Annotated in this window: 18 protein-coding genes and 8 pseudogenes; 16 read left to right on the forward strand and 10 right to left on the reverse strand. The window is 68.7% G+C overall.

Annotated elements, in window-relative coordinates; genetic code table 11:
• Nucleotides 1-92 precede the first annotated feature (92 nt).
• Nucleotides 93-1,867, forward strand: a pseudogene (locus ACSJDS_RS04210) (single-stranded-DNA-specific exonuclease RecJ).
• A 105-nt stretch (nucleotides 1,868-1,972) separates the two neighbouring features.
• A complete protein-coding gene (locus ACSJDS_RS04215) occupies nucleotides 1,973-2,590 on the forward strand; it encodes a YitT family protein (RefSeq protein WP_473032217.1) in 618 nt (205 codons plus the stop codon).
• Here the strand turns inward: ACSJDS_RS04215 and ACSJDS_RS04220 are convergent.
• From ACSJDS_RS04220 to ACSJDS_RS04230, 3 genes and pseudogenes are all read right to left on the reverse strand, one after another.
• Nucleotides 2,587-3,006, reverse strand: coding sequence for a VOC family protein (locus ACSJDS_RS04220; protein ID WP_473032218.1), 420 nt, complete (start codon nucleotides 3,004-3,006; stop codon nucleotides 2,587-2,589). The genes ACSJDS_RS04215 and ACSJDS_RS04220 overlap by 4 nt on opposite strands.
• A gap of 187 nt (nucleotides 3,007-3,193) precedes the next feature.
• Nucleotides 3,194-5,784 (reverse strand): annotated as a pseudogene (locus ACSJDS_RS04225) (heavy metal translocating P-type ATPase).
• A pseudogene (locus ACSJDS_RS04230) lies at nucleotides 5,781-6,220 on the reverse strand (MerR family transcriptional regulator). Before ACSJDS_RS04230 ends, ACSJDS_RS04225 begins: the two co-directional pseudogenes overlap by 4 nt.
• A 298-nt stretch (nucleotides 6,221-6,518) precedes the next feature.
• On the opposite strand from ACSJDS_RS04230, the pseudogene ACSJDS_RS04235 reads away from it, so the two are divergent.
• From ACSJDS_RS04235 to rimI, 9 genes and pseudogenes are all read left to right on the forward strand, one after another.
• Nucleotides 6,519-7,849: pseudogene (locus ACSJDS_RS04235) on the forward strand (OmpP1/FadL family transporter).
• 396 nt (nucleotides 7,850-8,245) lie between these two features.
• Nucleotides 8,246-9,344, forward strand: a protein-coding gene (gene prfB, locus ACSJDS_RS04240) for a peptide chain release factor 2 (RefSeq protein WP_473032219.1) whose coding sequence is annotated in 2 segments (ribosomal slippage) — nucleotides 8,246-8,320 and nucleotides 8,322-9,344 — 1,098 coding nt in all. Because the reading frame shifts where the segments join, the coding sequence is not laid out codon by codon here.
• A gap of 139 nt (nucleotides 9,345-9,483) precedes the next feature.
• Nucleotides 9,484-11,064: a lysine--tRNA ligase gene (lysS, locus tag ACSJDS_RS04245; protein WP_473032220.1), complete on the forward strand. Its 1,581-nt coding sequence runs from the start codon at nucleotides 9,484-9,486 to the stop codon at nucleotides 11,062-11,064.
• 258 nt (nucleotides 11,065-11,322) lie between these two features.
• Nucleotides 11,323-11,709 (forward strand): hypothetical protein, encoded by a 387-nt coding sequence (locus ACSJDS_RS04250; protein WP_473032221.1) that lies wholly within the window; start codon nucleotides 11,323-11,325, stop codon nucleotides 11,707-11,709.
• Nucleotides 11,710-11,777: 68 nt separating this feature from the next.
• Nucleotides 11,778-12,344: an MFS transporter gene (locus ACSJDS_RS04255; protein WP_473032222.1), complete on the forward strand. Its 567-nt coding sequence runs from the start codon at nucleotides 11,778-11,780 to the stop codon at nucleotides 12,342-12,344.
• The gene (locus ACSJDS_RS04260) at nucleotides 12,266-13,240 is read left to right on the forward strand and encodes an MFS transporter (RefSeq protein ID WP_473034976.1); all 975 of its coding nucleotides are present in this window, start codon (nucleotides 12,266-12,268) and stop codon (nucleotides 13,238-13,240) included. The genes ACSJDS_RS04255 and ACSJDS_RS04260 overlap by 79 nt, the downstream gene beginning before the upstream one ends.
• Complete coding sequence (locus ACSJDS_RS04265) at nucleotides 13,218-13,526, forward strand: BolA family protein (RefSeq protein WP_473032223.1); 309 nt, start codon at nucleotides 13,218-13,220, stop codon at nucleotides 13,524-13,526. Before ACSJDS_RS04260 ends, ACSJDS_RS04265 begins: the two co-directional genes overlap by 23 nt.
• On the forward strand, nucleotides 13,523-14,353 hold the full coding sequence (locus ACSJDS_RS04270; RefSeq protein ID WP_473032224.1) for a hypothetical protein: 831 nt from the start codon (nucleotides 13,523-13,525) through the stop codon (nucleotides 14,351-14,353). The genes ACSJDS_RS04265 and ACSJDS_RS04270 overlap by 4 nt, the downstream gene beginning before the upstream one ends.
• A complete protein-coding gene (rimI, locus tag ACSJDS_RS04275) occupies nucleotides 14,334-14,813 on the forward strand; it encodes a ribosomal protein S18-alanine N-acetyltransferase (RefSeq protein ID WP_473032225.1) in 480 nt (159 codons plus the stop codon). The genes ACSJDS_RS04270 and rimI overlap by 20 nt, the downstream gene beginning before the upstream one ends.
• Before the next feature lie 16 nt (nucleotides 14,814-14,829).
• On the opposite strand, the gene ACSJDS_RS04280 is transcribed toward rimI, so the two are convergent.
• On the reverse strand, nucleotides 14,830-15,024 hold the full coding sequence (locus ACSJDS_RS04280; RefSeq protein WP_473032226.1) for a cell division protein ZapB: 195 nt from the start codon (nucleotides 15,022-15,024) through the stop codon (nucleotides 14,830-14,832).
• A gap of 150 nt (nucleotides 15,025-15,174) precedes the next feature.
• Nucleotides 15,175-15,836: pseudogene (gene rsmD / locus ACSJDS_RS04285) on the reverse strand (16S rRNA (guanine(966)-N(2))-methyltransferase RsmD).
• 90 nt (nucleotides 15,837-15,926) lie between these two features.
• Here rsmD and ftsY point away from each other — a divergent pair.
• The 4 genes and pseudogenes from ftsY (at nucleotide 15,927) to rpoH (ending at nucleotide 19,947) form a co-directional block, all read left to right on the forward strand.
• Nucleotides 15,927-17,317: pseudogene (gene ftsY / locus ACSJDS_RS04290) on the forward strand (signal recognition particle-docking protein FtsY).
• Nucleotides 17,314-17,982 carry a cell division ATP-binding protein FtsE gene (gene ftsE / locus ACSJDS_RS04295; protein WP_473032227.1) on the forward strand — a complete coding sequence of 223 codons (669 nt, stop codon included), beginning with the start codon at nucleotides 17,314-17,316 and terminating at the stop codon, nucleotides 17,980-17,982. The pseudogene ftsY and the gene ftsE overlap by 4 nt, the downstream one beginning before the upstream one ends.
• A 94-nt stretch (nucleotides 17,983-18,076) precedes the next feature.
• The gene (ftsX, locus tag ACSJDS_RS04300) at nucleotides 18,077-18,955 is read left to right on the forward strand and encodes a permease-like cell division protein FtsX (RefSeq protein ID WP_473032228.1); all 879 of its coding nucleotides are present in this window, start codon (nucleotides 18,077-18,079) and stop codon (nucleotides 18,953-18,955) included.
• A 125-nt stretch (nucleotides 18,956-19,080) separates the two neighbouring features.
• Nucleotides 19,081-19,947, forward strand: a complete 867-nt coding sequence (gene rpoH / locus ACSJDS_RS04305; protein WP_473032229.1) for an RNA polymerase sigma factor RpoH — start codon at nucleotides 19,081-19,083, stop codon at nucleotides 19,945-19,947.
• Nucleotides 19,948-20,183: 236 nt separating this feature from the next.
• Here rpoH and slmA read toward each other — a convergent pair whose 3' ends face one another.
• The 5 genes and pseudogenes from slmA to coaBC all read right to left on the reverse strand — a co-directional run bounded on the left by slmA (nucleotide 20,184) and on the right by coaBC (nucleotide 25,054).
• Nucleotides 20,184-20,795, reverse strand: a complete 612-nt coding sequence (gene slmA / locus ACSJDS_RS04310; protein WP_473032230.1) for a nucleoid occlusion factor SlmA — start codon at nucleotides 20,793-20,795, stop codon at nucleotides 20,184-20,186.
• An 88-nt stretch (nucleotides 20,796-20,883) separates the two neighbouring features.
• A pseudogene (gene argB / locus ACSJDS_RS04315) lies at nucleotides 20,884-21,803 on the reverse strand (acetylglutamate kinase).
• Between the two features lie 35 nt (nucleotides 21,804-21,838).
• Nucleotides 21,839-23,234 (reverse strand): annotated as a pseudogene (locus tag ACSJDS_RS04320) (phosphomannomutase/phosphoglucomutase).
• Nucleotides 23,235-23,252: 18 nt separating this feature from the next.
• Nucleotides 23,253-23,735, reverse strand: coding sequence for a dUTP diphosphatase (gene dut / locus ACSJDS_RS04325; RefSeq protein ID WP_473032231.1), 483 nt, complete (start codon nucleotides 23,733-23,735; stop codon nucleotides 23,253-23,255).
• A gap of 32 nt (nucleotides 23,736-23,767) precedes the next feature.
• Nucleotides 23,768-25,054 (reverse strand): bifunctional phosphopantothenoylcysteine decarboxylase/phosphopantothenate--cysteine ligase CoaBC, encoded by a 1,287-nt coding sequence (gene coaBC / locus ACSJDS_RS04330; protein ID WP_473032232.1) that lies wholly within the window; start codon nucleotides 25,052-25,054, stop codon nucleotides 23,768-23,770.
• Between the two features lie 169 nt (nucleotides 25,055-25,223).
• On the opposite strand from coaBC, the gene radC reads away from it, so the two are divergent.
• Nucleotides 25,224-25,898: a RadC family protein gene (gene radC, locus ACSJDS_RS04335; protein ID WP_473032233.1), complete on the forward strand. Its 675-nt coding sequence runs from the start codon at nucleotides 25,224-25,226 to the stop codon at nucleotides 25,896-25,898.
• The last annotated feature ends 503 nt before the right edge of the window (nucleotides 25,899-26,401 follow it).

The following is a 26,401-nucleotide window of genomic DNA, read 5'->3' on the forward strand; positions in this document are numbered from 1 at the left end:
GCCCCTCGCTCTTCATGTCGGCAAGACGTCATCGTGCCAATGAGTGCGAACCACAGGAGTCAGGCTTGAACGCCGTAAGCGATCCCATCGATTTGAGCGAGCGCCTGAGGCCGCGCATCCTGCCGCGGCCCCGGGACGCCGCCCTCTATGCCCGCGCCCAGCGGGAGGGGCTCACCGAGCTCCAGGCACGGGTGCTGGCCGGGCGCCTGGCGGGCTTCGAGGGGGAGCTCGCGCCCCTGGTCTCGCCCAGCCTGCGCCACCTGGCCCACCCCGAGAAACTGGCCGACGGCCGCCGCGCCGCCGAGCGCATCGCCCGGGCGGTGACCGAGGACGAGCATATCGGCATCCTCACCGACTACGACGTAGACGGCATCACCTCCCATGTGGTGATCCGGCGCACCCTGGTGGAGCTGTTCGGCGTGCCGGAGGCGAAGCTGCACAGCCTGATCGGCCACCGCATCCATGACGGTTACGGCATCAGCCTGCCGCTGGTGGAGCGCACCCTGGCCCTCTCGCCGCGGCCGAGCCTGGTGATCACCGCCGACTGCGGCAGCAGCGACGAGCCGCGCATCGCTCGGCTGGCCGAGGCAGGCATCGACGTGGTGGTCAGCGACCACCACGCCCTGCCGGTGGAAGGGCCGCCGCCCTCGGCCCATGCCGTGGTCAATCCCACCCGGGACGACTGCGACTATCCCGACCCCACCATCGCCGGCTGCATGGTGGCCTGGCTGACCATGTCGCTGGCCCGCAGCGTGCTGATAGAGTGGGGCGCGCTGCCCGAGGCCACCCCCAAGCTCTCCCCTGGCTCTCCTACGTGGCGCTGGGCACCGTGGCCGACTGCGTCTCGTTGGGCGGCAGCCCCGCCAACCGGGCGGTGGTGACCCACGGCCTGGCGCTGATCAATCGCATGGAGGCCGCCTGCTGGCGCGCCATGGCGGCGCGTCTCGGGGCGGACAGCGTGCCCTTCGACGCCGAGACCCTGGGCTTCCAGATGGGGCCGCGGATCAACGCCCGCTCACGGCTCGACGATCCCTATGCGGCGCTGCACTTCATGCTCGCCGAGCAGGATCATGTGGCAAGCCGCTACCTCGACGTGCTGGATCGGGACAACCAGTCGCGCAAGGCGATCGAGGCCGATATGGCCGAAGAGGCGCGGGCTCTGGCCGCGCCGGCCCTGGCCGCCGATGAGCCCGCCGTGGTGGTCTATCTGGGGAGCGGCCATCCCGGCGTACAGGGGATCGTGGCCTCACGCCTGGTACAGGCCTTCGGTCGGCCGGCCCTGGTGCTGACCCCGGCGGCGGCACCCGGCATGCTCACCGGCTCGGGCCGCTCCATCGAGGGGCTGCACCTGCGCGATGCCCTGCAGCGCACCTTCGAGCTGGCCCCCCAGGCGCTGCCGCGCTTCGGCGGGCATCGCGGGGCGGCCGGCGTGGGCGTGCCGGCGGACCGGCTGGACGAGTTTCGCGCGGCCTTCCTGCAGGCGGTGGCGGAGCAGCTGGGTGGGGCCGAGCTCTACCCCAGGATCCTGACCGATGGCGACCTGGCCCCGGAGGCGCTCAGCCTGGCGACCCTGGGGGAGCTGGAGGCTCTGGGGCCCTTCGGTCGCGAGTTCGAGGCGCCGCTCTTCCAGGGGGAGTTCCTAGTGGAGCGACTGCGCCCGGTGGGCGCCGACGGCACCCATCTGATGCTGGAACTCGCCATGGGGGCGGTGGCCCACCGGGCGATCTGGTTTCGGGCGCTGACCCCGGGGGAGCTGCCGGCGTTCGGCCTGGGCGACCGGCTGCGCTGCGCCTATCGGCTCAATCGCAATCGCTGGCGTGGCCAGGAGTCGCTGCAGCTGATGGTGGAGCACGCCGAGCCGGGATGAGCGGCAGCGGCTGGCCGGCCTGAGGTCGATCAACCCAGCCCGGGCCGGGAGGGTGTAAACTTGCGCCCTTTCCGCTCCCCAGCTATCGACATACAAGGACCTCCCATGGACCCTCAGGACCTGCCCACCGACCCCCACCGCCATTATGAAGACGTCATGGCCATGCTGGTGGGGACGCTGTTCGTGGCCCTCGGCGTGACGCTCTATAGCCAGGCGCTGCTGCTGACCGGCAGCACCGCGGGGATGGCCTTCCTGCTGCAGTACGCCACCGGCTGGCGCTTCGGGGTGTGGTTCTTTCTGATCAACCTGCCGTTCTACTATCTGGCGATCAAGCGAATGGGCTGGTCGTTCACGCTGCGCACCTTCGTGGCCATCGCCCTGGTATCGCTGTTCTCCGAGCTAACCGGCAAGTGGCTCGTGATCGAGAGCCTCAATCCGCTCTACGCCTCCCTGATGGGCGGCAGCCTGATCGGCATCGGCATGCTGGTGCTGTTTCGCCACCGCACCAGCCTCGGCGGCATCAATATTCTCTCGCTATACCTGCAGGACCGCTACGGGCTTCGCGCGGGCTACGTGCAGCTCGGCATCGACGGGCTGATCATGCTGGCCGCTTTCCTGGTGCTACCCGCTGATCGGGTCGGGCTCTCGGTGCTGGGGGCCGTGGCGCTTAACCTGATCATTGCCCTCAATCACAAGCCCGGTCGCTATATGGGGGTTTCTTAATAATTGGGCCAGACGCCGGGCGTCGCCAGCTCCAGCAGATGGCCATCGGGGTCGCGGAAATACAGGCTCTCACCGCCGCGGGGCCAGTGGGTGCGCCCTTCGATGGCGATGCCGTGATCCTCTAGCTGGCGCTCCCAGGCCGCCAGCTCCCGGGCCGGAATGGCCAAGGCCATATGCACGCGGCCCTTGCCGTCGTGGGGCGGAATGGTGCCCATGTCGTCGGGCAGCACCACGGTTTCCAGCGTCTCCCCCTGCAGAAACAGCAGCAGCACGGTGCCCGCCCCGGCGTCATAGGCGGTAAAGCGGTGGTCGGCGTTAAAGGGCTCAAGCCCCATCACGCCTTCGAAGAAGACCCGCGCCCGATCCATGTCCTCGACGTAGAGCGCGGTTTCCAGAATACCGTTGAGCTTGGGCATGGTCGCCTCTCCTCCTTGCCATCTGCTATCAGCCTAGCAGCTGTCGGCGCCGGGCCGCCGGTGGGCGGCCCCACCTAGTCGGCCACCCCTAGGCGGGCCCACCTAGTCGGCCACCCCTAGGCGGGCCCCCAAAACCACCAGACGATGGCGGCGATCAGGATCAGCCCGGTGAGATTGACGATCCAGCTCATACGGCGACCTCCTCTTTCGCGCCCTGGGTGCCCTGAGTGCCCGGGGCGGCGTGTTCGCGGCTGCCGCGGGTCTTCATCAGGCGCAGGCGGTTGGCGTTGCTGACCACCGTGATCGATGACAGCGACATGGCCACGCCGGCGATCATCGGCGAGAGCAGCATGCCGGTGATCGGGTAGAGCACACCGGCGGCGATGGGGATGCAAAGCGTGTTGTAGCCGAAGGCGCCCACCAGGTTCTGCTTGATATTGGTCAGGGTCGCCCGGCTAATCTCGATGGCGTCGGCAATACCGTGGAGCGAGCCGCGCATCAGGGTGATGCCGGCGCTCTCGATGGCCACGTCGGTGCCCTGGCCGATGGCGAAGCCCACGTCGGCCCGGGCCAGTGCCGGGGCGTCATCGATGCCGTCGCCCACCATGCCGACCTTCTCGCCCGCCTGCTGCAGGCGTTCGATCTCGGCGTGCTCGTCCTCCGGCAGCAGGCCCGCGCGGAAGTCGTCGATGCCCACCTCCCGAGCGATGGCCGCGGCGGTGTGCTCGTTGTCGCCGGTGAGCATCACCACCTTGAGACCGTCCGCCTGCAGGCGCCTGACCGCCGCGACGGTATCGTGGCGAAGCGGGTCGCTGATGCCGAAGAGGGCGGCAAGCTTTCCGTCCACGGCGAGATAGACGGCGGTGCGCGCCTGGACTTCCAGCTCGTCGGCCTTCTCTTGGCCGCTGGCCAGGTCGACGCCGGCGTCCTTCAGCAGCCGGGCGTTGCCCAGCAGCAGCGGCTTGCCGTCGGCCGTCTCGGCCTTCACGCCGCCGCCGGTGACGCTCTCGAAGTTCCGGATCTCGGCGGCCTCGGCGCCGGCCTCTTCCGCCTGTTCTTCGCAGTAGGCGAGCAGGGCGGCTGCCAGGGGGTGCTCGGAGCCGCGCTCCAGCGCCGCCACCAGGCCCAGCACGGTCGGCTTGTCGCCATCGAGCACCTCGGCTTCCGTCACGCTGGGCTTGCCCTCGGTGAGGGTGCCGGTCTTGTCCACCACCAGGGTGGTGAGCTTGCTGGCCACCTGCAGCGCCTCGCCGGTTCTGACCAGCACGCCGTGCTCGGCGGCCTTGCCCACGCCGATCATGGTGGAGATCGGGGTGGCCAGCCCCAGGGCGCAGGGGCAGGCGATGATCAGTACCGTGGTGGCGGTCACCAGCATGTGGATTACCCGGGGCTCGGCGCCGACGTTGAACCAGACAAGCGCCGTGAGTACGGCGATGATCATCACCGTGGGCACGAAGATGCTGGAGACCTTGTCGGCCAGCTCCCCGATGGGCGGCCGGGAGTTCTGGGCGCTGGCCACCTGCTCGGTGATGCGGCCGAGCTTGGTGTCGGCGCCGACGCGGGTCGCCCGGTAGACCAGCGAGCCCTTGCCGTTGACGGTGCCGGCGCTCACCTCGTCGCCGGCCCCCTGGCCACCGGCAGCGGCTCGCCGGTGAGCATGGACTCGTCGATATGGCTCTGCCCCTCGGTCACTTCGCCGTCCACCGGGAGGCGCTCGCCGGGGCGCACGCGGATATGGTCGCCCTGGCGCACCGCGTCGATATCGAGCTCGCGCTCCTCGCCGTCGCGGATCACCCGGGCGGTGCGGCTCTGCAGGTCCAGCAGGCGCTTGAGCGCCTCGCTGGTGCGGCCCCGGGCGCGCAGCTCCAGGGCGTTGCCCAGCAGCACCAGTCCGATGATCATCGCCGAGGCCTCGAAGTAGATGCCGTGGGCCACCTGGGGCAGCCAGGGAGCGAAGGCCACCACCGCCATGGAGTAGACCCAGGCGGTGCCGGTGCCCATGGCGATCAGGGTGTCCATATTGGCCTGGCGATGCTGGAAGTTCTTCCAGGCGTTGATGAAGAAGTGGCGGCCGGGGCCCACCAGTACTGCCAGCGTCAACAAGCCGATCACCAGCCAGAAGAGCCTGCCCGCGCCCACCGGATGCGGATGATAGAAGAACATGCTGGCCATCAGCGGCACGGCGAGTGCCAGCGACCAGGCGCTGCCGCGCAGGCGGTGCCGATAGGTCTCGGCGTCCCGGGCGGTGCGGGCCTCCTCTGCCTGGCGCAGATCGAGGATCGGCTCCGCTTCGTAGCCCACCGACTCGACCGCGCCGATCAGCTCGGCCTCGCCGGCGCTGCCGCGCACCTGGGCGCTGCGGCTGCCAAAGTTGACCTCCGCGCTGACCACGCCCGGCGTGCGCGCCAGCGCCTGCTGCACGCTCTTGACGCAGCTGGCGCAGGTCATGCCGTGGATGGCGAGCCGACGGGTCATGGCGCGCGCCTCGTCGGTGGCCGTGGAGACCGACGTCTCGGCCGCGGACGCCGGCTCGTCGGCGGCGTTCTCGTCTTCGCTAGCCGTCTCGTCGAGCGCGCCGGGCGGATAGCCGGCATCGACCAGGGCCTGGTCCAGGGCGTCGTCGTCGAGCGTGGTGGTGACGTCCAGGTGTTTGTCGGGCGGGGTGCCGATCACCTCGGCGTCCGGGTCTCGGGCCTGGATCGCCTCGCGCATGCGCTTGACGCAGCCCTGGCAGCTCATGCCCGGGACCGTCCGTTCCCGTGTCTGTGGGGCGCTCATCGGGTCTCCTTGACCGCGTGGTCGCGGCTTAGCGGTTCGGGGAAGCTCTCGATCAACCGGCACAGGCTATGGCCGTCCGGCGTGCCGTCCGGCATCTCGGCCCAGGCGTCCAGGGCCTGCTCCATGCGTTCGGCCAGGGCCTCGAGTTCGCGGATTCGCTCGCGAATCTCGGGCAGCCGACTGGCCAGCAGGTCACGGACCAGGGGCAGGGCGAGTCGCCCTGGTCGGCGTGATCGAGGATGTCGCGGATCTCCGCTACGCCGAAGCCCAGGGTGCGGGCGCGTTGGATAAAGCGCAGGCGCTCCAGGTCGGTGCGGTCGTAGAGCTGGTAGCCGTTGTCGGGGTGGCGGCGCGGATGCAGCAGTCCCTCGCGGGTGTAGTGGCGCACGGTCTCCCCAGTGACGCCGGCCTGTCTGGCCAATTCGCTCACCTTCATGATCGGGGCTCGGGGTAATGGGTCATGCCTGCCAGTGTAAAACCTATGGGTAACACAAAGGTCAAGGGCCACTAGCCGCGGCTGGGGAAGTCGCCGGTGTATTGCCTAAGGTCATGAAAGTTCATGAGTCCGAGAGGTCTTAATACCAAAGTATTAGCATTTATCGTATTAAAACGAACGTTTGCCCTTGATCCTGGCGCGCTGATGGGCGAAAACGGGGGGCAGTACACCAGCGTCCCGGCGAGGGCGCACCACATAAACAGCTCCAGCACGCTTCAGGAAGAGGACGTCGAGACCCATGCACAATAAGTTCAACAAGCTCAGCTGGGCAGTGGCCATTGCCGCCGCCGCTTTCGCCAGCCAGGCCAATGCCGGCGGCTATCAGATCAACGAGCAGAGCGTCAGCGGCCAGGGCTATGGCCACGCCGGGCGCAGCTCCAACGTCAACGATGCCACCATCGTGTTCGGCAACCCGGCCGGCATGTCGTTTCTCGACCGCGCCCAGGTGACCGCCGGTGGGACCTACCTGAACGTCAATAGCGATATCAAGAACGTCCAGGCGCAGCGGACCCTGGATGCCGGCGTTGCTCAGGGCGGTGCTCCCGTGGGCATGCAGGTGCCGGTGGGCGATGTGCCGGGCGGCAATGACGGGGATATGGTGCCCGGTACCCTGGTGCCCTTCGCCTTCTATGCGCAGCCGGTCAACGAGCGGCTGGCCTTCGGTTTTGGCGTCTATGCTCCCTTCGGCGCCAAGACCGACTACGAGAACGATTTCCAGGGTCGCTACTTCGGCGATTACACGGAGGTGCGCGTCATCAGTGCCCAGCCTACCGTCTCCTACCGTTTCAACGATCAGTGGGCCATTGGGGCCGGGGTGACCTACAACCGGGTCGAGGGCGAGCTGCGTCGCCAGCTGCCCACAGAGCCCTCTTTAACCCATCCGCCGATGTCGACTCGCGGGTGGATGGCGATGACGATGGCTGGGGCTACAATCTCGGTGTGATCTTCCAGCCGGTGCCGGAAACCACCTTGGGCCTGACCTACCGTTCCAAGGTCTCCTACACGCTCACCGGTGATTTCCGCGCCTTCGACCCGATGGGCAACGTGGTGCGTGCAGACGATGCCAACCTGGATCTGACCACGCCGGAAACCGTCAACTTCTCGGTGACCCAGCAGATGAGCGACAACCTCAAGCTGATGCTGGGGGCCTCCTGGGCGCGCTGGAGCCGCTTCGACCAGATCCTGGTCACCGGCAGCCAGGGCGACACCATTACCCAGGAAACCCAGAACTACTCCAACGCCTGGGCCTACTCTGTTGGGGGAGAGTACCAGCTGAATCCTCAGCTGGCCCTGCGGGCCGGTGTGACCATCGACACCACGCCGACCAATGACGAGTTCCGCAGCGTACGGATTCCATCTGACGATCGTCGCATCTTCTCCATCGGCGCCGGCTGGAGCCCCACCGACGACCTGACCCTGGACTTCGCCTACTCCTACCTCTCCGAGCGCAGCACCTTCGTCAGCCAGGAGCGTGATGACCTGCTCGAAGGCGTTGGCGGCGCCACCTACTCCGCCGACTACAAGAACGAGGCCCACGGCTTCGGCGCCCAGCTGACCTACCGCTTCTAGACGGCCGACAGCCAGCGCGATACGGGAACCCGGCCTCGGCCGGGTTCCCTGCGTCTGGGGCCAGGGTGATCGCATGATGCATCGTTTTCTCATCGAGCGGCTTCTGATTGGCAAGGGTGACAGGTGGGAGGGCGGCTTTGCCGCGCGAAGGTGCCGTCAGGCGCCTATTCTCTGGCAGCGCTGCGCGCTACTTCGCCCGCTGAAGCGGCCTCCCACCGTAGGAATCACCCCTTGGCGACAGTCATTGTTGTCGTGTGATTGCCCTACGTCTGGGGCTGTGGCGGATGCGGGGCGGCCGCAGGTTCGGTACAATAGGCGACTTTTCCCCGCTGCCGGGCGCAGGCGAGACGCTTCGCCACGGCAGTCGTTTTTCCATTGCTGACTCGGATGAGCCCCATGCTGGAAACCAACCCCGTTCACAACCTCATCAAGGACCTGTCCGAGCGGACAGACGTCCTGAGGGGGTATCTTTGACTATGCCGAACGCAAGGATCGGCTAGAGGAAGTCACCCGCGAGCTGGAAGACCCCGACGTCTGGAGCGACCCGGACTATGCCCAGAAGCTGGGCAAGGAGCGCGCCTCCCTGGAGCAGATCGTGGCCACCATCGATGAGCTCGACCAGGGGCTTGGCGACAGCCGGGACCTGCTGGAGCTGGCCGAGATGGAGGAGGACGAGGCCACCGTCGCCGAGGTCCAGAAGGAGCTCGAGGGCCTGCAGGGCAGCCTCGAGAAGCTCGAGTTCCGGCGCATGTTCGCCGGCGAAATGGACGCCAACAACGCCTACCTGGACATTCAGGCCGGCTCCGGCGGCACCGAGGCCCAGGACTGGGCCAACATGCTGCTGCGCATGTACCTGCGCTGGGCGGAGCATCACGGCTTCAAGGCCGAGATCATCGAAGCCTCCGCCGGCGAGGTGGCGGGCATCAAGTCGGCGACCATCCACGTCCAGGGCGATTACGCCTTCGGCTGGCTGCGCACCGAGACCGGGGTGCATCGTCTGGTGCGCAAGAGCCCCTTCGACTCCGGGGGTCGGCGCCACACCTCCTTCGCCTCGGTGTTCCTGTCGCCAGAGGTGGACGACAGCTTCGAGGTGGAGATCAACCCGGCGGACCTGCGCGTCGATACCTACCGCTCCAGCGGCGCCGGCGGCCAGCACGTCAACACCACCGACTCGGCGGTGCGTATCACCCACGAGCCCACCGGTATCGTGGTGGCCTGCCAGAGCCAGCGCAGCCAGCACGCCAACCGCGACTTCGCCATGAAGCAGCTCAAGGCGAAGCTGTGGGAGCACGAGATGCAGAAGCGCAACGCCGCCAAGCAGGAGGCGGAGGAGTCCAAGGCCGATATCGGCTGGGGCAGCCAGATCCGCTCCTACGTGCTGGATGACCAGCGCATCAAGGACCTGCGCACCGGCGTGCAGACCAGCAGCTGCGACAAGGTGCTGGATGGTGATCTGGACCAGTTTATCGTCGCCAGCCTTAAGCAGGGCCTATAGTCACCCGCCTGGAACCGCGTAGCGGGGAGGCCTTCGGCCTCCCTTCGCCCGGCAGAGCCGGCCTCCCACCAGACTCGCGCGGCTATGGCGGCAGGTGTGTCCCAGTTTCCTTATCACAGATTTCCAATTAGGTAGCGAAATGGCCAACGAGAGCTCCTCACCGGACAGCCCTTCACTAAACAGCCCCTCACAGAACGGCGCCCAGACCGACGAGAACCGGCTGATCGCCGAGCGGCGCGCCAAGCTGGCCGCGCGCCGGGAGCAGGCCGCCGAGCGCGGCGAGAGCGCCTTTCCCAACGATTTCCGGCGCGACAGCCTGGCCGCGGCGCTGATCGATGAGCTGGGCGACAAGGAGAAGGCCGAACTGGAGGCGCTCAGTCGTCGGGCGGCGGTCTCGGGGCGCATCATGCGCAAGCGCGGCCCCTTCCTGGTGATCCAGGACCCCAGCGGGGTGATTCAGCTCTACGTCGACAAGAAGGGGCTGCCGAGCGAGGTGCTGGAGGACATCAAGGGCTGGGACATCGGCGATATCGTCGCGGCCCGCGGTCCGGTCCACAAGTCCGGCAAGGGCGATCTCTACGTGATGATGGAAGAGGCCAAGCTGCTGACCAAGAGCCTGCGCCCGCTGCCTGACAAGTTCCACGGCCTCACCGACATGGAGGCGCGCTATCGTCAGCGCTACGTCGACCTGATCATGAACCCCGACTCGCGCCAGGTGTTCGAGACCCGGGCCGGGGTGATCAGCGCCATGCGCCGTTTCTTCGAGGAGCGCGGCTTCATGGAGGTGGAGACCCCCATGCTGCAGCCGATCCCCGGCGGCGCCACCGCGCGCCCCTTCGTCACCCACCACAATGCGCTGGACATCGATATGTACCTGCGCATCGCGCCTGAGCTCTATCTCAAGCGCCTGGTGGTGGGCGGCTTCGAGAAGGTCTTCGAGATCAACCGCAACTTCCGCAACGAAGGCCTCTCCACGCGCCACAATCCCGAGTTCACCATGGTCGAGTTCTACCAGGCCCATGCGAACCACCACGACCTGATGGACCTCACCGAGGAGATGCTGCGCAGCGTGACTCGCCGAGTGCTGGGTTCCACCACGGTGGTCAATACCGTGCGCAACAGCGAGGGAGAGGTGCTGGAGACCTTCGAGTACGACTTCGGCAGCCCGCTCAAGCGGATCACGGTGTTCGATGCCATCCTCGAGTACAACTCGGATATCCACGCCGAGGCGCTGGCCGACGAGACGGCTGCCCGCCAGATCGCCGAGCGCCTGGATATCGAGGTCAAGGACGGCTGGGGTCTGGGCAAGGTCCAGATCGAGATCTTCGAGAAGACCGTGGAGCACCGCCTCAAGCAGCCCACCTTCATCACCGAGTACCCCACCGAGGTGAGCCCCCTGGCGCGCCGCAAGGACAGCGACCCCTTCGTGACCGAGCGCTTCGAGTTCTTCGTCGGCGGCCGCGAGATCGCCAACGGCTTCTCGGAGCTCAACGACGCCGAGGACCAGGCCGAGCGCTTCCGCGCCCAGGCGGCAGAGAAGGAGGCCGGCGACCTGGAGGCGATGTACTACGACGCCGACTATGTGCGCGCCCTGGAGTACGGCATGCCGCCCACCGCCGGCGAGGGTATCGGCATCGACCGCCTGGTGATGCTGCTGACCGACAGCGCCTCCATACGCGACGTGCTGCTGTTCCCGGCCATGCGTCCTGAAGGGGAATGAAGGGGCTGCGCCTAGCCTAGCCTTTGCTTGCCTCCTTCCGCTGGGAGAGGTGGCTGAGCGAGGGGCGCCGGGGAGGCCGAAGAGGAGGTCCTACGCCAGGGATGGCGTCGGTAGCGCCCAGGGATGGGTTCACAGCGCCTCCTCGAAGGCCTGCCCCCGGTAAAGCCCCGGGCTTCTCTTCGCCCCCCGGCGGAAGCATTGGTAAACGTCGCGGCCAGCGCCCATAATGGTCGTCGTTTCGACGTCGAGGAGACCGCCATGAAGCTGCTCAACCGCTCTGCCCTGAGCGTCCGCCCGACCCAGCATTTCGTGGACTGGATCAACGCCCTTGAGCCGACGATGGGGGATGACGACATCGCCCTGGCCGACGTCGAGCGCGAGAGCACCGTCTACCTGATCCCCGAGATGGATACGCCCGAAGCGCTAGAAGCCTTCGTTCGTGAACGCTACCTGGAGATCCTCGAGACCGAGCTTCGCGCCTGGGAGGAGGACGAGCGCCAGTGGCCCGAAACCGTAGACTGGTCGCTGTTTCAGCGCTTCCTGCAGGTGGAGCACAGCTACCTGGCCATTGACCTGGACAGCGAGGCAGCGCTGGAGATCTCCGAAGTGGACGATGCCCTGCTGCTGGAGACCGACCAGGATTGAACCGGCTCCCCCGTGGTAGATCGCACCAGAAACCGGCCGCGGCCGGTTTTCTTCGTTAGGACCCCAAGATGAGTCGACTCTTCGACACCCGCCCCGGCGACGACGGCCTGCCCGGCCCCGAGCGGCGCCTGGCCGTGCTGGCGCTGATCCTGGGCACGCTGATGGCGGTGGTGGATGTCACCATGGTCAATATCGCCCTGCCTTCCATCGCCGCCGCCCTCGAGGTGCCGGCCTCCCGGGCGGTATGGGTCACCAACCTCTTCCAGATCAGCTGTGCGGCCTTTCTGCTGGTGTTCGCCGCGCTCAGTCAGCTGCTCGGCCGGCGGCGACTCTATGTGGCCGGGGTGGGCGTTTTCACCCTCGCGGCGCTGGGCGCTGCGCTCTCCAGCAGCCTCGAAGCCCTGCTGGTGTTCCGCGCCCTGCAGGGGCTGGGAGCCGCGGCCACGCTTTCCATCGGTCCCTCCATCTATCGGCAGATCTTTCCCTCGCGGCTGCTGGGCTCGGCGCTGGGGCTCTCGGCCATGGTGGTGGCCGGGGCTATGCGGCGGGGCCGGCCATCGGCGGCGTGCTGCTCTCGGTGGCGGACTGGCCGTGGCTGTTCGCCCTGCACCTGCCGCTGGGTGCGGTGGCGGTGACCCTGGCCTGGCGGGCACTGCCCCGGGAGCCGGGACGGCAGGCTGGCTTCGACCTGGTGGGGGCGCTGCTCTCCGTGACCATGCTGTGCGGCTTCTTCCTGGCCATGGACGGCCTCGGCCATGGCATGCCGGCCGGGCAGGTGGCGGCCTGGTTGGGCGCAGGCCTGGCGGCCGCGCTGCTTTTCCTGCGGCGCCAGCGTCTTGCCCGGTATCCGCTGATGCCGCTGGATATCTTCGGCGAGCGGCGCTTCAGCCTGGCCCTGGCCGCACAAGGGAGTGCCTTCGTCGGTCAGGGGCTGGCCTTCGTGGCGCTCTCCTTTCTGTTTCAGCAGGAGATGGGCTTTACGCCGCTGCAGACCGCCTGGCTGTTCACTCCCTGGCCGTTGGCGATCATGCTGGTGGGGCCTCGGGCCGGGCGACTGGCCGACCGCGTCAATCCCAGCCTGCTGGCCAGCGCCGGGCTCGCCCTGCTGCTGCTGGGGCTGGCGCTGCTGGCGGGGCTCGATGCCGAGGCCGGCGTGGTCGAGGTGCTGTGGCGCATGGCGCTATGCGGGGTCGGCTTCGGGCTCTTCCAGCCGCCCAACAACCGCGAGCTGATGGGCTGCGTGCCCCGCGAGCGCAGCGCCAACGCCTCCGGCATCATGAGCACCTCGCGTACCGTGGGGCAGTCGCTGGGGGTGGCGCTGGTCGGCGCCTTCCTGGCCGGCGGAGCGCCGGTGCAGACCACGCTGTGGCTGGGCTGCGCGGCCTGCGCGCTGGCGCTGGCGGCCAGCCTGGCCCGGGTACCGCTGGCCGGTGCCGCGCAGCGGCTGGCGTCGTCGGGCGCCGGCCAAGAGAGTACAATGGCCTCACAGCCACCATCGAGGAGCCCCCATGAGCATTCAGGCCGAGATTGAACAGAAGCTGCAGGCCCTCGAGCCCACCCATCTGGCGGTGGAAAACGAGAGCCACCGGCACGCCGTGCCCGCCAACTCCGAGACCCACTTCAAGGTCACCCTGGTATCCTCCCGCTTCGAGGGCCTGATGCCGGTCAAGCGCCATCAGCAGGTCTATGCGAAGCTGGCCGACGAGCTCGCCGGGCCGGTACACGCCCTGGCGCTGCATCTCTACACGCCCGAGGAGTGGGTCGCCCGCGGCGAGGACCGACCGGCGTCGCCCAACTGCAGCGGCGCCGGCGCGTGACAGCCGAGCCGCATCGCCTGCAGTACCTGGAGGCCATGGGCCTGACGGCCTGGGTGGCCCGCTATCGGCTGCCCAACGCCAGGCCCAGCGAGGCCTGCGACTGGGAGCTGCCGGCCGCCCCCGAGCCGACACCGCCCGGCGAGCGGTTGCATGCGCTGCTCGATGAGCCGCGCGAGACGCTGCCCGCGCCGGCCCCTGTGCCGGTTCCGCCCCGTGAGTCGCGTGGCCCCGGGCGCGCCCGACAGCTGCTGGGCGGCGAGGTGCCGGAGGGCGCGCCATCGTCGACGTCGCTGGCCGAATCGCCCCGGGGCTCGGAGGCGGCGGCCCCCGCCCCCGAACCGCTGCGCTTCGACCTGCAGGTGGCCTGCCTCGACGGCCGCTGGCTGCTGCTGTTGCCGGGCTCGCGGGCGCCGGATGCCGTGGCGCTGCGGCTGCTGGGCAACCTGCTGCGTGCCGCCGGGGTGGTGCCCGAGCAGCCGCCCGCCTTTCAGGCGTTCCACTGGCCGCAGGTGGAAGGGCTGCCGGTGGAGGCGCCGCTGGAAGAGGCGCGTGAAGGGCTGTGTGCTTTTATCGAAGGGGCCGGGCGTCGCGGCTGGGCGCCGGAGCGGGTGCTGGTGTTCGGTCGTGACGAGACGCTGGATCGGCTGCTGAATCTCGAGGACGGTCGCTGCGAGCTGCTGGCGCTGCCCGGCTGGCAGGGCCCCGCCCTGGAGACGCTGGCCGGCAGCGCCCAGGCTAAGCGCGACCTCTGGCCGACCCTGGCTGGCTGGCGGGATGCCTGGCTTGGCATCGGCGCGACCCAAGGCAATGCGCCTCAAGACGGCTGAGCTTCGGCTGCGCCGCCTGGGGGCCTCCGACCTGGCGCGCCTGACGGCGCTGGAGCAGGCGGCCCAGCCGCGCCCTTGGTCGGGCCAGCAGCTGCGCGCCGCGCTGGACGATGCGGCGCACTGCGTGCTGGCGATCGAGGGGGCGGAAGGCGAGCTGGTGGGCCATGCGGTGGTCGCCAGGCTGCCCTTCGAGGCCGAGCTCGAGGCGATCCTGGTGCGGCCCGCCTGGCGCCGGCGCGGCCTGGCGGCGCGGCTGCTGGCGGCGGCGATCGAGCAGGCACTGGCCTGGCGCAGCGAGCGGCTGCTGCTGGAAGTCCGGGCCGGCAATCGCGCCGCCATCGCGCTGTATCAGCGGGCAGGTTTCGCCGAGGACGGCCGGCGGCGCGGCTACTACCCGCCGCTGTCGGCGGGCGAGCCCCGAGAGGACGCCGTGCTGATGTCGCGCCCGTTGGCGGGATAGGCGGGCCGAGGCGGCCTCAGCGGCTGGTTTCCACCTCCGCCTCATCGAACTTGCCCAGCAGGGCCTCGATGCGGCGATGCCACTCCTCGCGCTCCTGCTTGAGACGGCTGTTTTCTTCGCGCAGCTCCTCGGCTTCCATCTTCAGCAGTTCCAGGGCCTCCACGGCGCTGGTGACTTTCTGCTCGAGCCGGTTGAAGAGTTCGGTGCTCATCCTGTTCTCCTGACAATGCCTGCTGGGCGAGCCCCTGCCCGCCGCTGAATTCCCGAGGCGCAGCGTAACGCCGCCGGCTGTGGCTCGGCAAGCATCCCTTGGCGGCCTTGTCCGCGTCGGCGCCGGCCCTGACGCCATCACCCTCTTAAGTCAGCTGTCTCCCAGCCGGCGGAAGAGTCGCCCGTGGCTATCGCCGGCGCGCACCTCGCGATGCAGTACCCAGTGCTCGGGCACTGCCGGGGTCAGCTCGGCCTCGGTCTCCAGATAGATGAAGGCGTCTTCTGCCAGCCAGCCCGTCTCCAGGGCCGCGCAGCAGGGGGCGGCGAGTCCCTGGCGGAAGGGCGGGTCAAGCAGCACCAGAGTGAAGGGCGTGGGGGCTGGGCGAGGAAGTCGAGCGCATCGGCGGTGACCACCTGGGCGCGTGTCGTGATGCCCAGGGTGACCAGGTTATCGGCCAGTGCCGCGGCGATGCGGGGGTCGCGCTCGACGAATCGCGCCTCCCGGGCGCCGCGGGAGAGCGACTCCAGGCCCAGCGCTCCGGTGCCGGCAAAGAGATCCAGCACCCGGGCGCCGGGCGTGGCCGTGGTCAGCCAGTTGTAGAGCGTCTCGCGCACCCGGTCGGGGGTCGGGCGCAGGCCGGGGCTGTCGAGTACCGGCAGCACTCGCCGGCGGAATTCGCCGCCGATGATTCGCAGGCGGCCGGCGTCCCGGCGGCCGGCGCTCCGGCGGCCGGCGCTCCGGCGGCCGGCGCCCTTGGGCGAGCGAGCGCCGGCGAGGGGGCGCGAACGAGGGGGAGGGCGGCGTCGGGTCATGGTCGCGAATTGTACCTGCCGCTTTGTCCACAGTCATGATGCGCGGTGTTAGGATGTAGCGATCATTCACCCGTGAGGTTGAATTCCCCCATGTTCGGTTTTTTCAAGCGCAAGAAGCAGCAGGAACAGCAGCAGGACGAGCAGAACGATCAGCGGTCGCCGCAGCCCGAGGAGGAGAGGACGCGCGAGGTCCCCCCGCCGAGGAGGCGCCGACAGCGGCGAGTGAAGCACCGGCAGAGGCCGTGTCCACCGAGCCGGTCGAGGACCAACCAGCGCCCGCCGAGCCCGATGTGGTCGAGGCGCCACGCGCCGAGGAGTGCGCCATGGCCGGTCCCGCGGCGGATGAGGCGCGGGAGCGCACCGAGGCGGTCGATGCGTTCGACCGGGAAGAGGAGAATGCGGTGCTGCGCGGAGAGTCGCTGACGCCCGAGCCTCAGCCCGAGCCTCAGCCCGAGCCACAGTCGCCGCCGGAGCCGGAGCCGGAGCCAGAGCCGCGACGCACGCCGCTGCAGGAGAAGCCGGTCTCCGAGAAGAAGGGCTGGTTCGCACGTATTCGTGCCGGTCTCGGCAAGACCCGGGCCAATCTCACCGATGGCATCGCCGGGCTCTTTCTCGGCAAGAAGCAGATCGATGATGAGCTGCTCGAGGACCTCGAGACGCAGCTGCTGATGGCCGACGTGGGCATCGAGGCCACCACCGAGATCATTGACCGCCTCACCGAGCGGGTGTCGCGCAAGGAGCTCAAGGATCCCCAGGCCCTCTATGGGGCGCTGCAGGAGGAGCTCGGCGCCATGCTCGACCCCGTGGCCTTGCCGCTGACGCTGCCCTCCAAGGGCGAAGGGCCCTTCGTGATCCTGGTGGTGGGCGTCAACGGCGTCGGGAAGACCACCACCATCGGCAAACTGACCCAGCGCTTCCAGCGCGAGGGCAGAAGCGTGATGCTGGCTGCCGGCGACACCTTCCGGGCCGCCGCGGTGGAGCAGCTCAAAGTGTGGGGCGAGCGCAACGAGGTGCCGGTGATCGCCCAGCACACCGGTGCCGACAGCGCCTCGGTGATCTTCGACGCGGTGTCGGCCGCCAAGGCGCGGGGCATCGACGTGCTGATCGCCGATACCGCCGGGCGGCTGCACAACAAGTCGCACCTCATGGAGGAGCTCAAGAAGGTGCATCGGGTGATGGCCAAGGTGGATGCCGCGGCTCCCCACGAGGTGATGCTGGTGCTCGACGCCGGCACCGGGCAGAACGCGCTCTCCCAGGCGAGCACCTTCAACGAGGCGGTGCCGGTGACCGGCATCACCCTGACCAAGCTCGACGGTACCGCCAAAGGCGGTATCATCTTCGCCCTGGCCAAGCAGCTCGGCACGCCGATTCGCTTCATTGGGGTGGGCGAGTCCTTGGATGATCTGCGGCCCTTCGCGGCCCGCGACTTCGTCGATGCCCTGTTCGACCGGGGCGACGAGCGTGATGCCGACTCGGCATGATCGTCTTCGAGCACGTGGGCAAGCGCTACGGCGGACGCTTCGAGGCGCTGGCCAACCTCGACTTCCGCGTGCGCCGCGGCGAGATGGTGTTTCTCACGGGCCACTCGGGAGCGGGCAAGAGTTCGCTGCTGCGCCTGATCATGCGCCTGGAGCGCCCCACCCGCGGTCGGGTGCTGGTGGCCGGCCACGACATCGCCCGGCTGCATGCGAGCCAGGTCCCCTTCTATCGGCGTCAGATCGGCGTGGTCTTCCAGGACCATCAACTGCTCTTCGATCGCTCGATCTATCATAACGTGGCTCTGCCCCTGGAGATTCGTGGCGTCGAGCCGCGCGAGGCCGCGCGCCGGGTGCGGGCGGCCCTGGACAAGGTGGGCCTGCTGCATCGCGAGAGGGCGCTGCCCATCGAGCTCTCCGGGGGCGAGCAGCAGCGGGTGGGGATCGCCCGGGCGGTGGTCAACAAGCCGTCCCTGCTGCTCGCCGACGAGCCCACGGGCAACCTCGATCCTCAGCTCTCCGCCGATATCATGGCGCTGTTCGAGGACTTCAATCGCATCGGCACCACGGTGATGATCGCCAGCCACGACCTGGCGCTGATCGCCCGCCTGCGCCATCGGATCCTGCGACTGCGCGACGGGCGCCTGGTGGCCGACGAGGACGCCGCATGAGCCGGGATGCCGCCCGCCAGGCACCCCGTGGGGCGCGCAGCCCCTCCCCGGGTCCGGCAGCCGCCTGCGCGCCTGGGGGCGCCACCACCGAGCCATGTGCCTGGACAGCGCTCGCTGGCTGATTCGCTTCCCCGTCGGCAGCCTGCTGACCATGCTGGCCATCGCCATCGCCCTGGTGCTGCCGGCCGCTCTCTGGCTGGCCCTGGACAGCGCCCGGCTGCTCGACGCCGAGCTGGGCGAGAGCGCCACCCTGACCGCCTACCTGGAGCCGCACGTCGACGATGCCCAGGCGACCCGCATCGAGGAAGCCATCGGTGCCCAGCCGGCGGTCGTGCGAACCCGGCTGATCACCGCCGCCGAGGGCATGGCGGAGTTCCAGCAGGCGCTGGGCCTGGCCGATGCCCTGGGGCGGCTGGACGATAACCCGCTGCCGGCCAGCGTGGTGGTGACGCCCGGTGACCCGGCGCCCCAGGCGGTGCGTGAGCTGGCCGGGGAGCTGGAGGCGCTATCCGGCATCGAGGAGGTGCGCCTCGACCTGGCCTGGCTCGAGCGGCTGCGCCATCTGGCCGAGCTCGGCCACCGGGTGGCGTTGGCGTTGGGCGTGCTGTTCGGCCTGGGGGTGCTGCTGGTGGTGGGCAACACCATTCGCCTGGCGGTGGAGAGCCGCCGCCAGGAGATCGAGGTGGTGATGCTGATCGGCGCCACCCATGCCTTCGTGCGGCGCCCCTTCCTCTACAGCGGCGCCTGGTACGGCCTGGGCGGCGGGCTCTTCGCCTGGGGGCTGTTGGCGCTTGGCAACGAGTGGCTGGCGGCCCCGGTCAGCGCCCTGGCCGCCAGCTATGGCGCCGCCTACCAGCTGCCTCGGCTAGGCGGTCAGGGCTCGGCAATCCTGCTGTTGTGCAGTACACTACTAGGCTGGCTGGGCGCCTGGATCGCCGTAAGCCGCCACCTGGCCCAGGTGCGGCCTCGCTAGCGAGGGGCGGGCGCAAGGCATCTCCCCGCCGCGCCAGCCAGGACGGAACGATCTTCGTCAGCTGCCGTCAAAGGCGGCGACACCGAATACCATGCATGTACGGTTCAAAGGGAGACACCCTGCACATGAGCACCAGTCTTCTGCCGGTGGGTCAACTATCCCCAGGGCATGACCTGAACGGGTACATCCAGGCGGTCAACACCATTCCGATGCTGACCGCCGAGGAGGAGCGCGAGCTGGCCTTTCGCCTGCACGACGAGGGCGACCTGGAAGCGGCGCGCCGTCTGGTGCTGTCGCACCTGCGCTTCGTCGTGCATATCGCGCGCAGCTACTCCGGCTACGGGCTGGCCCAGGCCGACCTCATCCAGGAAGGCAACGTCGGCCTGATGAAGGCGGTCAAGCGTTTCGATCCCAACCAGGGCGTGCGCCTGGTCTCCTTCGCCGTGCACTGGATCAAGGCCGAGATTCACGAGTTCGTGCTGCGCAACTGGCGCATCGTCAAGATCGCCACCACCAAGGCCCAGCGCAAGCTGTTCTTCAACCTGCGCAGCGCCAAGAAGCGCCTGGCCTGGCTCAACAACGACGAGGTCGACGCCATCGCCAAGGACCTCGACGTCAAGCCGGAGGTGGTGCGCGAGATGGAGGGGCGGCTGTCGGCCCACGATGCCGGCTTCGATGCCTCGCCCGGTGACGACGAAGAGTCGGCCTACCAGGCGCCGGTGCATTTCCTGGACGACACCGGCGCGGATCCGGCCTCGCAGCTGGAGGACAGCGACTGGGAAGACGATGCCAGTCGCCGGCTACAGACCGCGCTCTCGGCCCTGGACGATCGCTCCCGCGATATCCTGCAGCAGCGCTGGCTGGGAGAGGACAAGGCGACCCTGCACGAGCTGGCCGACGTCTACGGCGTCTCCGCCGAGCGCATCCGCCAGCTTGAAAAGAACGCCATGAAGAAGCTCAAGCAGCAGCTGGGCGATACCCTGGCGGCGTAAGAGCACCGAGTGACAAGCGACGAGGAGCAAGCCTCAAGGTAACCCCTTGGCTTGCTCCTTTTCGTTTGGCGCTTCGCGCTTTAGCGTGAACATGCTTGGCAGGCTTTATGGTGGGAGGCCGGCTCTGCCGGGCGAAGGCGCCGCAGGCGCCCCATGGGTAGCGCTGCGCGCTACTTCGCGAGCTGAAGCTCCCTCCTACAGGGTAAGTTCACGCCAGTCTGCGATGAACCTTTCCTTTATACCGTCTGCGGGCTCTCTCGCAGCAGCTGGGCCGAGAGCAGCGCCCACTGATCCTCCCAGTGCTCGGTGGGGCGGCGCTGGAAGTCGCTGCGCACGTACTGCGCGATGCGCCCCTCGGCGTGGGCCAGCAGCAGGTTGGCGGTGGCCGAGGCCGGTAGCCGGGTGCGACGCCCCTCGCGCAGCTCGGCCTCGCGCAGCACCTGCTTGAGCTGGGTCTCGAGGCGCTCGAACAGCTGGTGGATACGCAGCCGCAGCCGCGCCGTCTCACCGGTGAGCACGCCGCCGTCGAGCAGCCGCGAAAGCCCCGGGTTCTTCTCGGCGAAGGCGAGCAGCAGGGTAAGAATCTGCCCGCAGCGTGGCACCGCCTCGGGTACCTCCTCCAGGATACGGGTAATGCGTTCGAACAGCGACTCCTCGATGAAGCCGATCAGCCCTTCGAACATCCGCGCCTTGCTGGGAAAGTGGCGATAGAGCGCGGCCTCGGAGACGCCCACTTGCCGGGCCAGGGCCGCGATGGTGATGCGTTTTCCACTGTCTTCCTCCAGCATCAGGGCGAGCGCCTGCAGGATCTGCTCGCGCCGGCTGGGAGGGGGAGTTGCCTGCGTCATGTTGGTCGGTTCTTCTTGGTTGTCCGATTCGATGATGAGCCTTGCGACATCCTGATTCGAGCGTCACCGCCCGGACCAGGCTGCGGGGTCAGTCAGCGCCCTGGCCCGGCGACTCGGCGTCGGTGATCAGGGTGCCGACACCGGCGTTGGTGAAGATCTCCAGCAGGGTGGCATGAGGCACCCGGCCGTCGATGATATGGGCGCTGGCCACGCCGCCCTTGACCGCTTCCAGGGCGCAGCGGATCTTGGGCAGCATGCCGCCGTGGATGGTCCCGTCGGCGATCAGGGCGTCCACCTGGGCGGTGGTGAGCCCGGTGAGCACCTCGCCCTCGGCGTTCATCAGCCCGGCCACGTTGGTCAGCAGCATCAGCTTCTCGGCACAGAGCGCCTCGGCCACCTTGCCGGCCACCAGGTCGGCGTTGATGTTGTAGCTGTGCCCCGCCTCGTCGACGCCGATGGGCGCGATCACCGGAATGAAGTCCCGCTCGGCGAGCATCTCGATGAGGTCCGTGGAGATATGCTCCACCTCGCCGACGTGACCGATGTCGATGATCTCGGGACGGTCATCTCCGGGGTCTGATGCTCCACCTTGAGCTGGCGGGCGCGGATCTGACTGCCGTCCTTGCCGGTCAGACCGATCGCCTTGCCGCCGCACTGGTTGATCAGGTTGACGATGCCCTTGTTGACCAGCCCGCCCAGTACCATCTCTACCACGTCCATGGTCTCGGCGTCGGTGACCCGCATGCCATTGACGAAGCGCGACTCGATCTTGAGCTTGGCCAGGAGGTCGCCGATCTGCGGGCCGCCGCCGTGGACCACCACCGGATTGATGCCCACCTCCTTCATCAGCACCATGTTGCGGGCGAAGGAGTCGATCAGGGTGTCCTCGGTCATGGCGTTGCCGCCGTACTTGACCACCACGGTCTTGCCGGAGAAGCGCTGGATATAGGGCAGCGCCTCGGAGAGTACCTCGACTACCAGGCGGGGGTCGCGGGTCTGTTCGGTCATGAGCGGATTCCTTTCGAATGCGGGGTCGCGGCCGCTCAGTGCGGCAGCGACAGGGTCGGGTCCACCTGCTGCAGGGCCTTGGCGAAGCGGTTACGGATGCGCTCGAGGGCGGCCTCGCTCTTGCCCTCGAAGCGCAGCACCAGCACCGGGGTGGTGTTGGAAGCCCGGCACAGGCCCCAGCCGTCGGGATAGTCGACGCGGATGCCGTCCAGGGTGGTCTTGACGCCGTCGTCGCCGAAGTCGCCTTCCCGGGCCAGCTTCGCCACGAGCTCGAACTTGGTCTCGTCGGTGACGGTGACGTTGATCTCCGGGGTGCCGATGTCCTGGGGGTAGCGGGCGAAGAAGGTGTCGGCGTCGTCGCCCTGATGGGAGAGGATCTCCAGCAGTCGGGCGGCGCCGTAGAGGCCGTCGTCGAAGCCGTACCAGCGTTCCTTGAAGAAGATGTGCCCGCTCATCTCCCCGGCGAGCGGCGCGCCGGTCTCCTTCATGCGCGCCTTGATCAGGGAGTGGCCGGTGCGCCACATCTCGGGGGTGCCGCCGGCCTCATCGATCACCCGGGCCAGGTTGCCGGTGCACTTGACGTCGAAGATCACCTTGGCGCCGGGGTTGCGGGAGAGCATGTCCTCGGCGAAGGCCATCATCAGGTGGTCGGGGTAGATCAGCTCGCCGGCGGGGTGATCACCCCCAGGCGGTCGCCGTCGCCGTCGAAGGCCAGGCCGATGTCGGCATCGGTCTCCTTCACGGTGCGGATCAGGTCGACCAGATTTTCCGGCTTGCCCGGATCCGGATGGTGGTTGGGGAAGGTGCCGTCGATCTCGGCGAACAGCGGGACCGTCTCGGCGCCGAGCCTCTCGATCAGCGCCGGGCCCAGCTCGCCGGCCACGCCGTTGCCGCAGTCCACCACCGCCTTGAGCGGGCGGTCGAGCCGGACGTCATCGAGGATGCGCGCCAGATAGGCCTCGCGCACGTCCTCTTCGCGCACACTGCCCTGGCCCTCGGTCAGGTCGCCGTCGGCGATGCGCCGGTAGAGCGAGGTGATCGCCTCGCCGGAGAGGGTCTCGCCGCCGAGCACGATCTTGAAGCCGTTGTAGTCCGGGGGTTGTGGCTGCCGGTGACCATCACCCCGGAGGCGGTGCCGTCGAGCACATGGGTGGCGAAGTAGAGCACCGGGGTGGGCACCATGCCGATATCGATGACGTCGCGACCGGCGGCGTTGAGGCCGCGGGTCAGGGCGGCGGCCAGGCGCGGCCCGGAGAGGCGGCCGTCGCGGGCCACCACCACGGTGGCTTCGCCGCGGGCGGCGGCCTCGCTGCCGATGGCGTGGCCGATCTGCTCCACGCTCGCCTCGGTGAGGGTGTCGTCGACGATGCCGCGAATATCGTAGGCGCGGAAGATCGAGGCGGAAACGGTCGGGGTCGGGTCAGCTGTCATGGGTCGTATCCTTGGCAATCAGTGGCGGCCCGAGCTGCCGAAGCCGCCCACGCCGCGCAGGCTGGCCTCGAAGTCGTCGACGACCTCGAGCTCGGCCTGCACCACCGGCACCAGCACATACTGGGCCAGGCGCTCGAAGGGCTCCAGCACGAAGGGAGCGTTGCCGCGGTTCCAGGTGGAGATCATCAGCTCGCCCTGATAGTCGGAGTCGATCAGGCCCACCAGGTTGCCGAGCACGATGCCGTGCTTGTGGCCGAGCCCCGAGCGGGGCAGGATCATGCCGGCAAGCCCGGGGTCGGCGATATGGATGGCCAGGCCCGTGCGCACCAGCTCGCACTGGCCGGGTTCGAGGGTCAGGGGGGCGTCGAGCAGGGCGCGGAGGTCCATGCCGGCTGCCCCGTCGGTGGCGTAGCGGGGCAGGTAGTCGCGCAGGCGCTCGTCGAGCAGCTTGACGGCGAGCCGCGGCCGGTCGAGAGAAGAAGGGGGTGTCGTGTCGGTCATCGGGGCTTCCGTTGCAGCGAATTCAGTCGGGGTCAGTGGGCCGGGCGCTCGGGCAGGCAGTCGAGCGCCCGCTCGATGACGGCCAGGGCCAGCTGGGCCTTGGGCTGGGGCGCCAGCGCTTCGCCGCCTTCACCCTCGCCGTCGCGCCACATCAGCAGGGCGGCGTTGTCGTCGGCGCCGAAGCCGAGCCCCGCCTGGGAGACATCGTTGGCGACGATCATGTCCAGCCCCTTTCGGGTCAGCTTGTCGCGGGCGTAGCGTTCCAGGTCGCGGGTCTCGGCGGCGAATCCCACCACCAAGGGGCGGCGGGTCGCCGCGTCGCGGCGGGCGGCGACGCCGGCAATGATATCGGGATTCTTGACCAGCTTCAGGGTCAGCCCGTCCTCGCCCTCGGTCTTTTTGATCTTGTGCTCGGCCAGGGTCTGTGCCCGGTAGTCGGCCACCGCCGCGCAGCCGATGAAGATGTCGCAGCCCTCGGCGAGCCGCCGGGCGGCCTCGTCCATCTCGACGGCCGTCTCCACGTCGAGGCGCTCCACGCCTTCGGGCGTCGCCAGCGACACCGGGCCGCTGATCAGGGTGACCCGTGCACCCAGGGCGGCGGCGGCCTCGGCCAGGGCGTAGCCCATCTTGCCGGAGCTGTGGTTGGAGAGATAGCGCACCGGATCCAGCGGCTCGCGGGTCGGCCCGGCGGTGATCACGATATGCAGGCCCCGGGCCGGCTCCGGCCCGACGGCAGGCCCGGTGTCGGCGGCGGCGTCCAGGGCGGTGAGGATCGCCTCGGGCTCGAGCATGCGCCCCGGGCCGACGTCGCCGCAGGCCTGGTCCCCGCTGTCCGGCCCCAGCAGCCGCCAGCCGTCGTCGATCAGCTGCTGCGCGTTGCGCTGGGTGGCCACATGCCGCCACATGGCCTGATTCATGGCCGGCGCCATGACCTTCTCGGCGTCGCTGGCCAGGCACAGGGTGGTGAGCAGGTCGTCCGCCATGCCGGCGGCCAGGCGCGCCATCAGGTCGGCGGTGCCCGGGGCGATCAGGATCAGATCCGCCCAGCGGGCCAGCTCGATATGGCCCATGCCGGCCTCCGCCTCGGGGTCGAGCAGCGAGGTACGGACGGGTTCGCCGGAGAGCGCCTGCAAGGTCAGCGGCGTAATAAAGGCCTGGGCGCCCTCGGTCATGACCACCCGCACCTCGGCTCCCGCCTGCTTGAGCAGGCGGGCGAGCTGTGCGCTCTTGTAGGCGGCGATGCCGGCACTGATGCCAAGCAGTATATTGCGGCCGGCGATCCGGCGGCCGGCGTCCCGGCGATCCGACGGCGTAGACATGGCTGAATCCCACGGTGAAATCCGACCGCCTACCTTACCACCGCGACGTCACCCGCGCAGCCGCGGCAGGTCGCCCTCGATTGACTACACTGCAAGCCAGCGCCACCCGTCGATGCCTCCGGGCCGTGGCTGGCGCCGGAGTGGAGTACAACCCAGGGAGGAGACAGGGATGTCGATTCGTGACTGGCCGGAGGGCGAGCGCCCCCGGGAAAAGCTGCTGGCGCTGGGGCCGGAGGCGCTGTCCGATGCCGAGCTGCTGGCGATCTTTCTGCGCGTGGGGGTGGCCGGCCGCTCGGCGGTGGACCTGGCGCGGGACTTGCTGACGGCGTTCGGTGGCCTGCGCCCGCTGCTCGAGGCCGAGCGGGAGCGCTTCTGCGCCGAGCGCGGCCTGGGCACGGCCAAGTTCGTTCAGCTGCAGGCGACCCTGGAGCTGTCGCGTCGCCACCTGGCCAGCCAGCTGGCCCGCGGCAACGCCCTGACATCGCCAACGCTGGTGCGTGCCTATCTCGCATCGCAGCTGCGCCACCTGGGCCACGAGGAGTTCGCCGCGCTGTTTCTCGACAGCCAGCATCGGGTGATCCGCTTCGAGTCGCTGTTCCGCGGTACCCTGGACAGCGCCTCGGTCTATCCCCGGGAAGTGGCGAAGCGTGCCCTGGAGCTGGGCGCCGGGGCCATCATCTTCGCCCACAACCACCCCTCCGGGGTGGCCGAGCCGTCCGACGCCGACCGGCGCATCACCGAGCGCCTGCGCGAGGCCCTGGGGCTGTTCGAGGTCCGGGTGCTGGACCACTTCGTGGTGGGCGATGGGGAGGTGGTGTCCTTCGCCGAGCGCGGCTGGCTTTGATGGGGCAGCCGGAATCTGTGAGAGGCCGCTTCAGCGGGCGAAGCAGCCCGTAGTGCTTTCCTTCAGTGCTCGAGGCTGTTCCGGCGACAGGCCTGCGCCTCTAGTGAAGCTACTCCTATATAAGAAAAGGCAGCTGTAGGAGCGCTGCTCCGCATCGCGACTGGCGCCGCCTGGCGCCTCGGCGGAGGCTGCAGCGCCGGCGATGACCGCCAACCTCGGCAACACTGCCGGGAGGCTTGCGGCCTCCAGTCGCGGAAGCGTCGGACCGGAGCTGAAGCTACTCCTGCAGCGGAGTGGCAACGTTGGTGGGCGATTTATAACGTCTTGACCATCCGAGCTCTTTCAGTGTGGCTCAAGATTGGCCCGATGGCTGATCAAGGTGGGTAACTCTTTGCCGCCGGCAAAGCCCGTAAGGCATGAAAGCTTGCGGGAGAGGGGGTAGGGAGTGTAGAATACGCGGCTACTTGTTGCCTGTAGGGGCACACTCTGCTATAAAGTGCAGC

It is taken from the genome of Halomonas sp. SL18_1 (assembly GCF_055755715.1).

Coding starts and splice junctions, on each gene's coding strand:
- ACSJDS_RS04220 (WP_473032218.1), bottom strand. CDS start 3,006: ATGCCCAAGCTCAACGGTATTCTGGAAACCGCGCTCTACGTCGAGGAC.
- ftsE (WP_473032227.1), top strand. CDS start 17,314: ATGATCGTCTTCGAGCACGTGGGCAAGCGCTACGGCGGACGCTTCGAG.
- radC (WP_473032233.1), top strand. CDS start 25,224: ATGTCGATTCGTGACTGGCCGGAGGGCGAGCGCCCCCGGGAAAAGCTG.
- ACSJDS_RS04280 (WP_473032226.1), bottom strand. CDS start 15,024: ATGAGCACCGAACTCTTCAACCGGCTCGAGCAGAAAGTCACCAGCGCC.
- rpoH (WP_473032229.1), top strand. CDS start 19,081: ATGAGCACCAGTCTTCTGCCGGTGGGTCAACTATCCCCAGGGCATGAC.
- coaBC (WP_473032232.1), bottom strand. CDS start 25,054: ATGTCTACGCCGTCGGATCGCCGGGACGCCGGCCGCCGGATCGCCGGC.
- dut (WP_473032231.1), bottom strand. CDS start 23,735: ATGACCGACACGACACCCCCTTCTTCTCTCGACCGGCCGCGGCTCGCC.
- ftsX (WP_473032228.1), top strand. CDS start 18,077: ATGTGCCTGGACAGCGCTCGCTGGCTGATTCGCTTCCCCGTCGGCAGC.
- ACSJDS_RS04265 (WP_473032223.1), top strand. CDS start 13,218: ATGAGCATTCAGGCCGAGATTGAACAGAAGCTGCAGGCCCTCGAGCCC.
- rimI (WP_473032225.1), top strand. CDS start 14,334: ATGCGCCTCAAGACGGCTGAGCTTCGGCTGCGCCGCCTGGGGGCCTCC.
- ACSJDS_RS04250 (WP_473032221.1), top strand. CDS start 11,323: ATGAAGCTGCTCAACCGCTCTGCCCTGAGCGTCCGCCCGACCCAGCAT.
- lysS (WP_473032220.1), top strand. CDS start 9,484: ATGGCCAACGAGAGCTCCTCACCGGACAGCCCTTCACTAAACAGCCCC.
- slmA (WP_473032230.1), bottom strand. CDS start 20,795: ATGACGCAGGCAACTCCCCCTCCCAGCCGGCGCGAGCAGATCCTGCAG.
- ACSJDS_RS04255 (WP_473032222.1), top strand. CDS start 11,778: ATGAGTCGACTCTTCGACACCCGCCCCGGCGACGACGGCCTGCCCGGC.
- ACSJDS_RS04215 (WP_473032217.1), top strand. CDS start 1,973: ATGGACCCTCAGGACCTGCCCACCGACCCCCACCGCCATTATGAAGAC.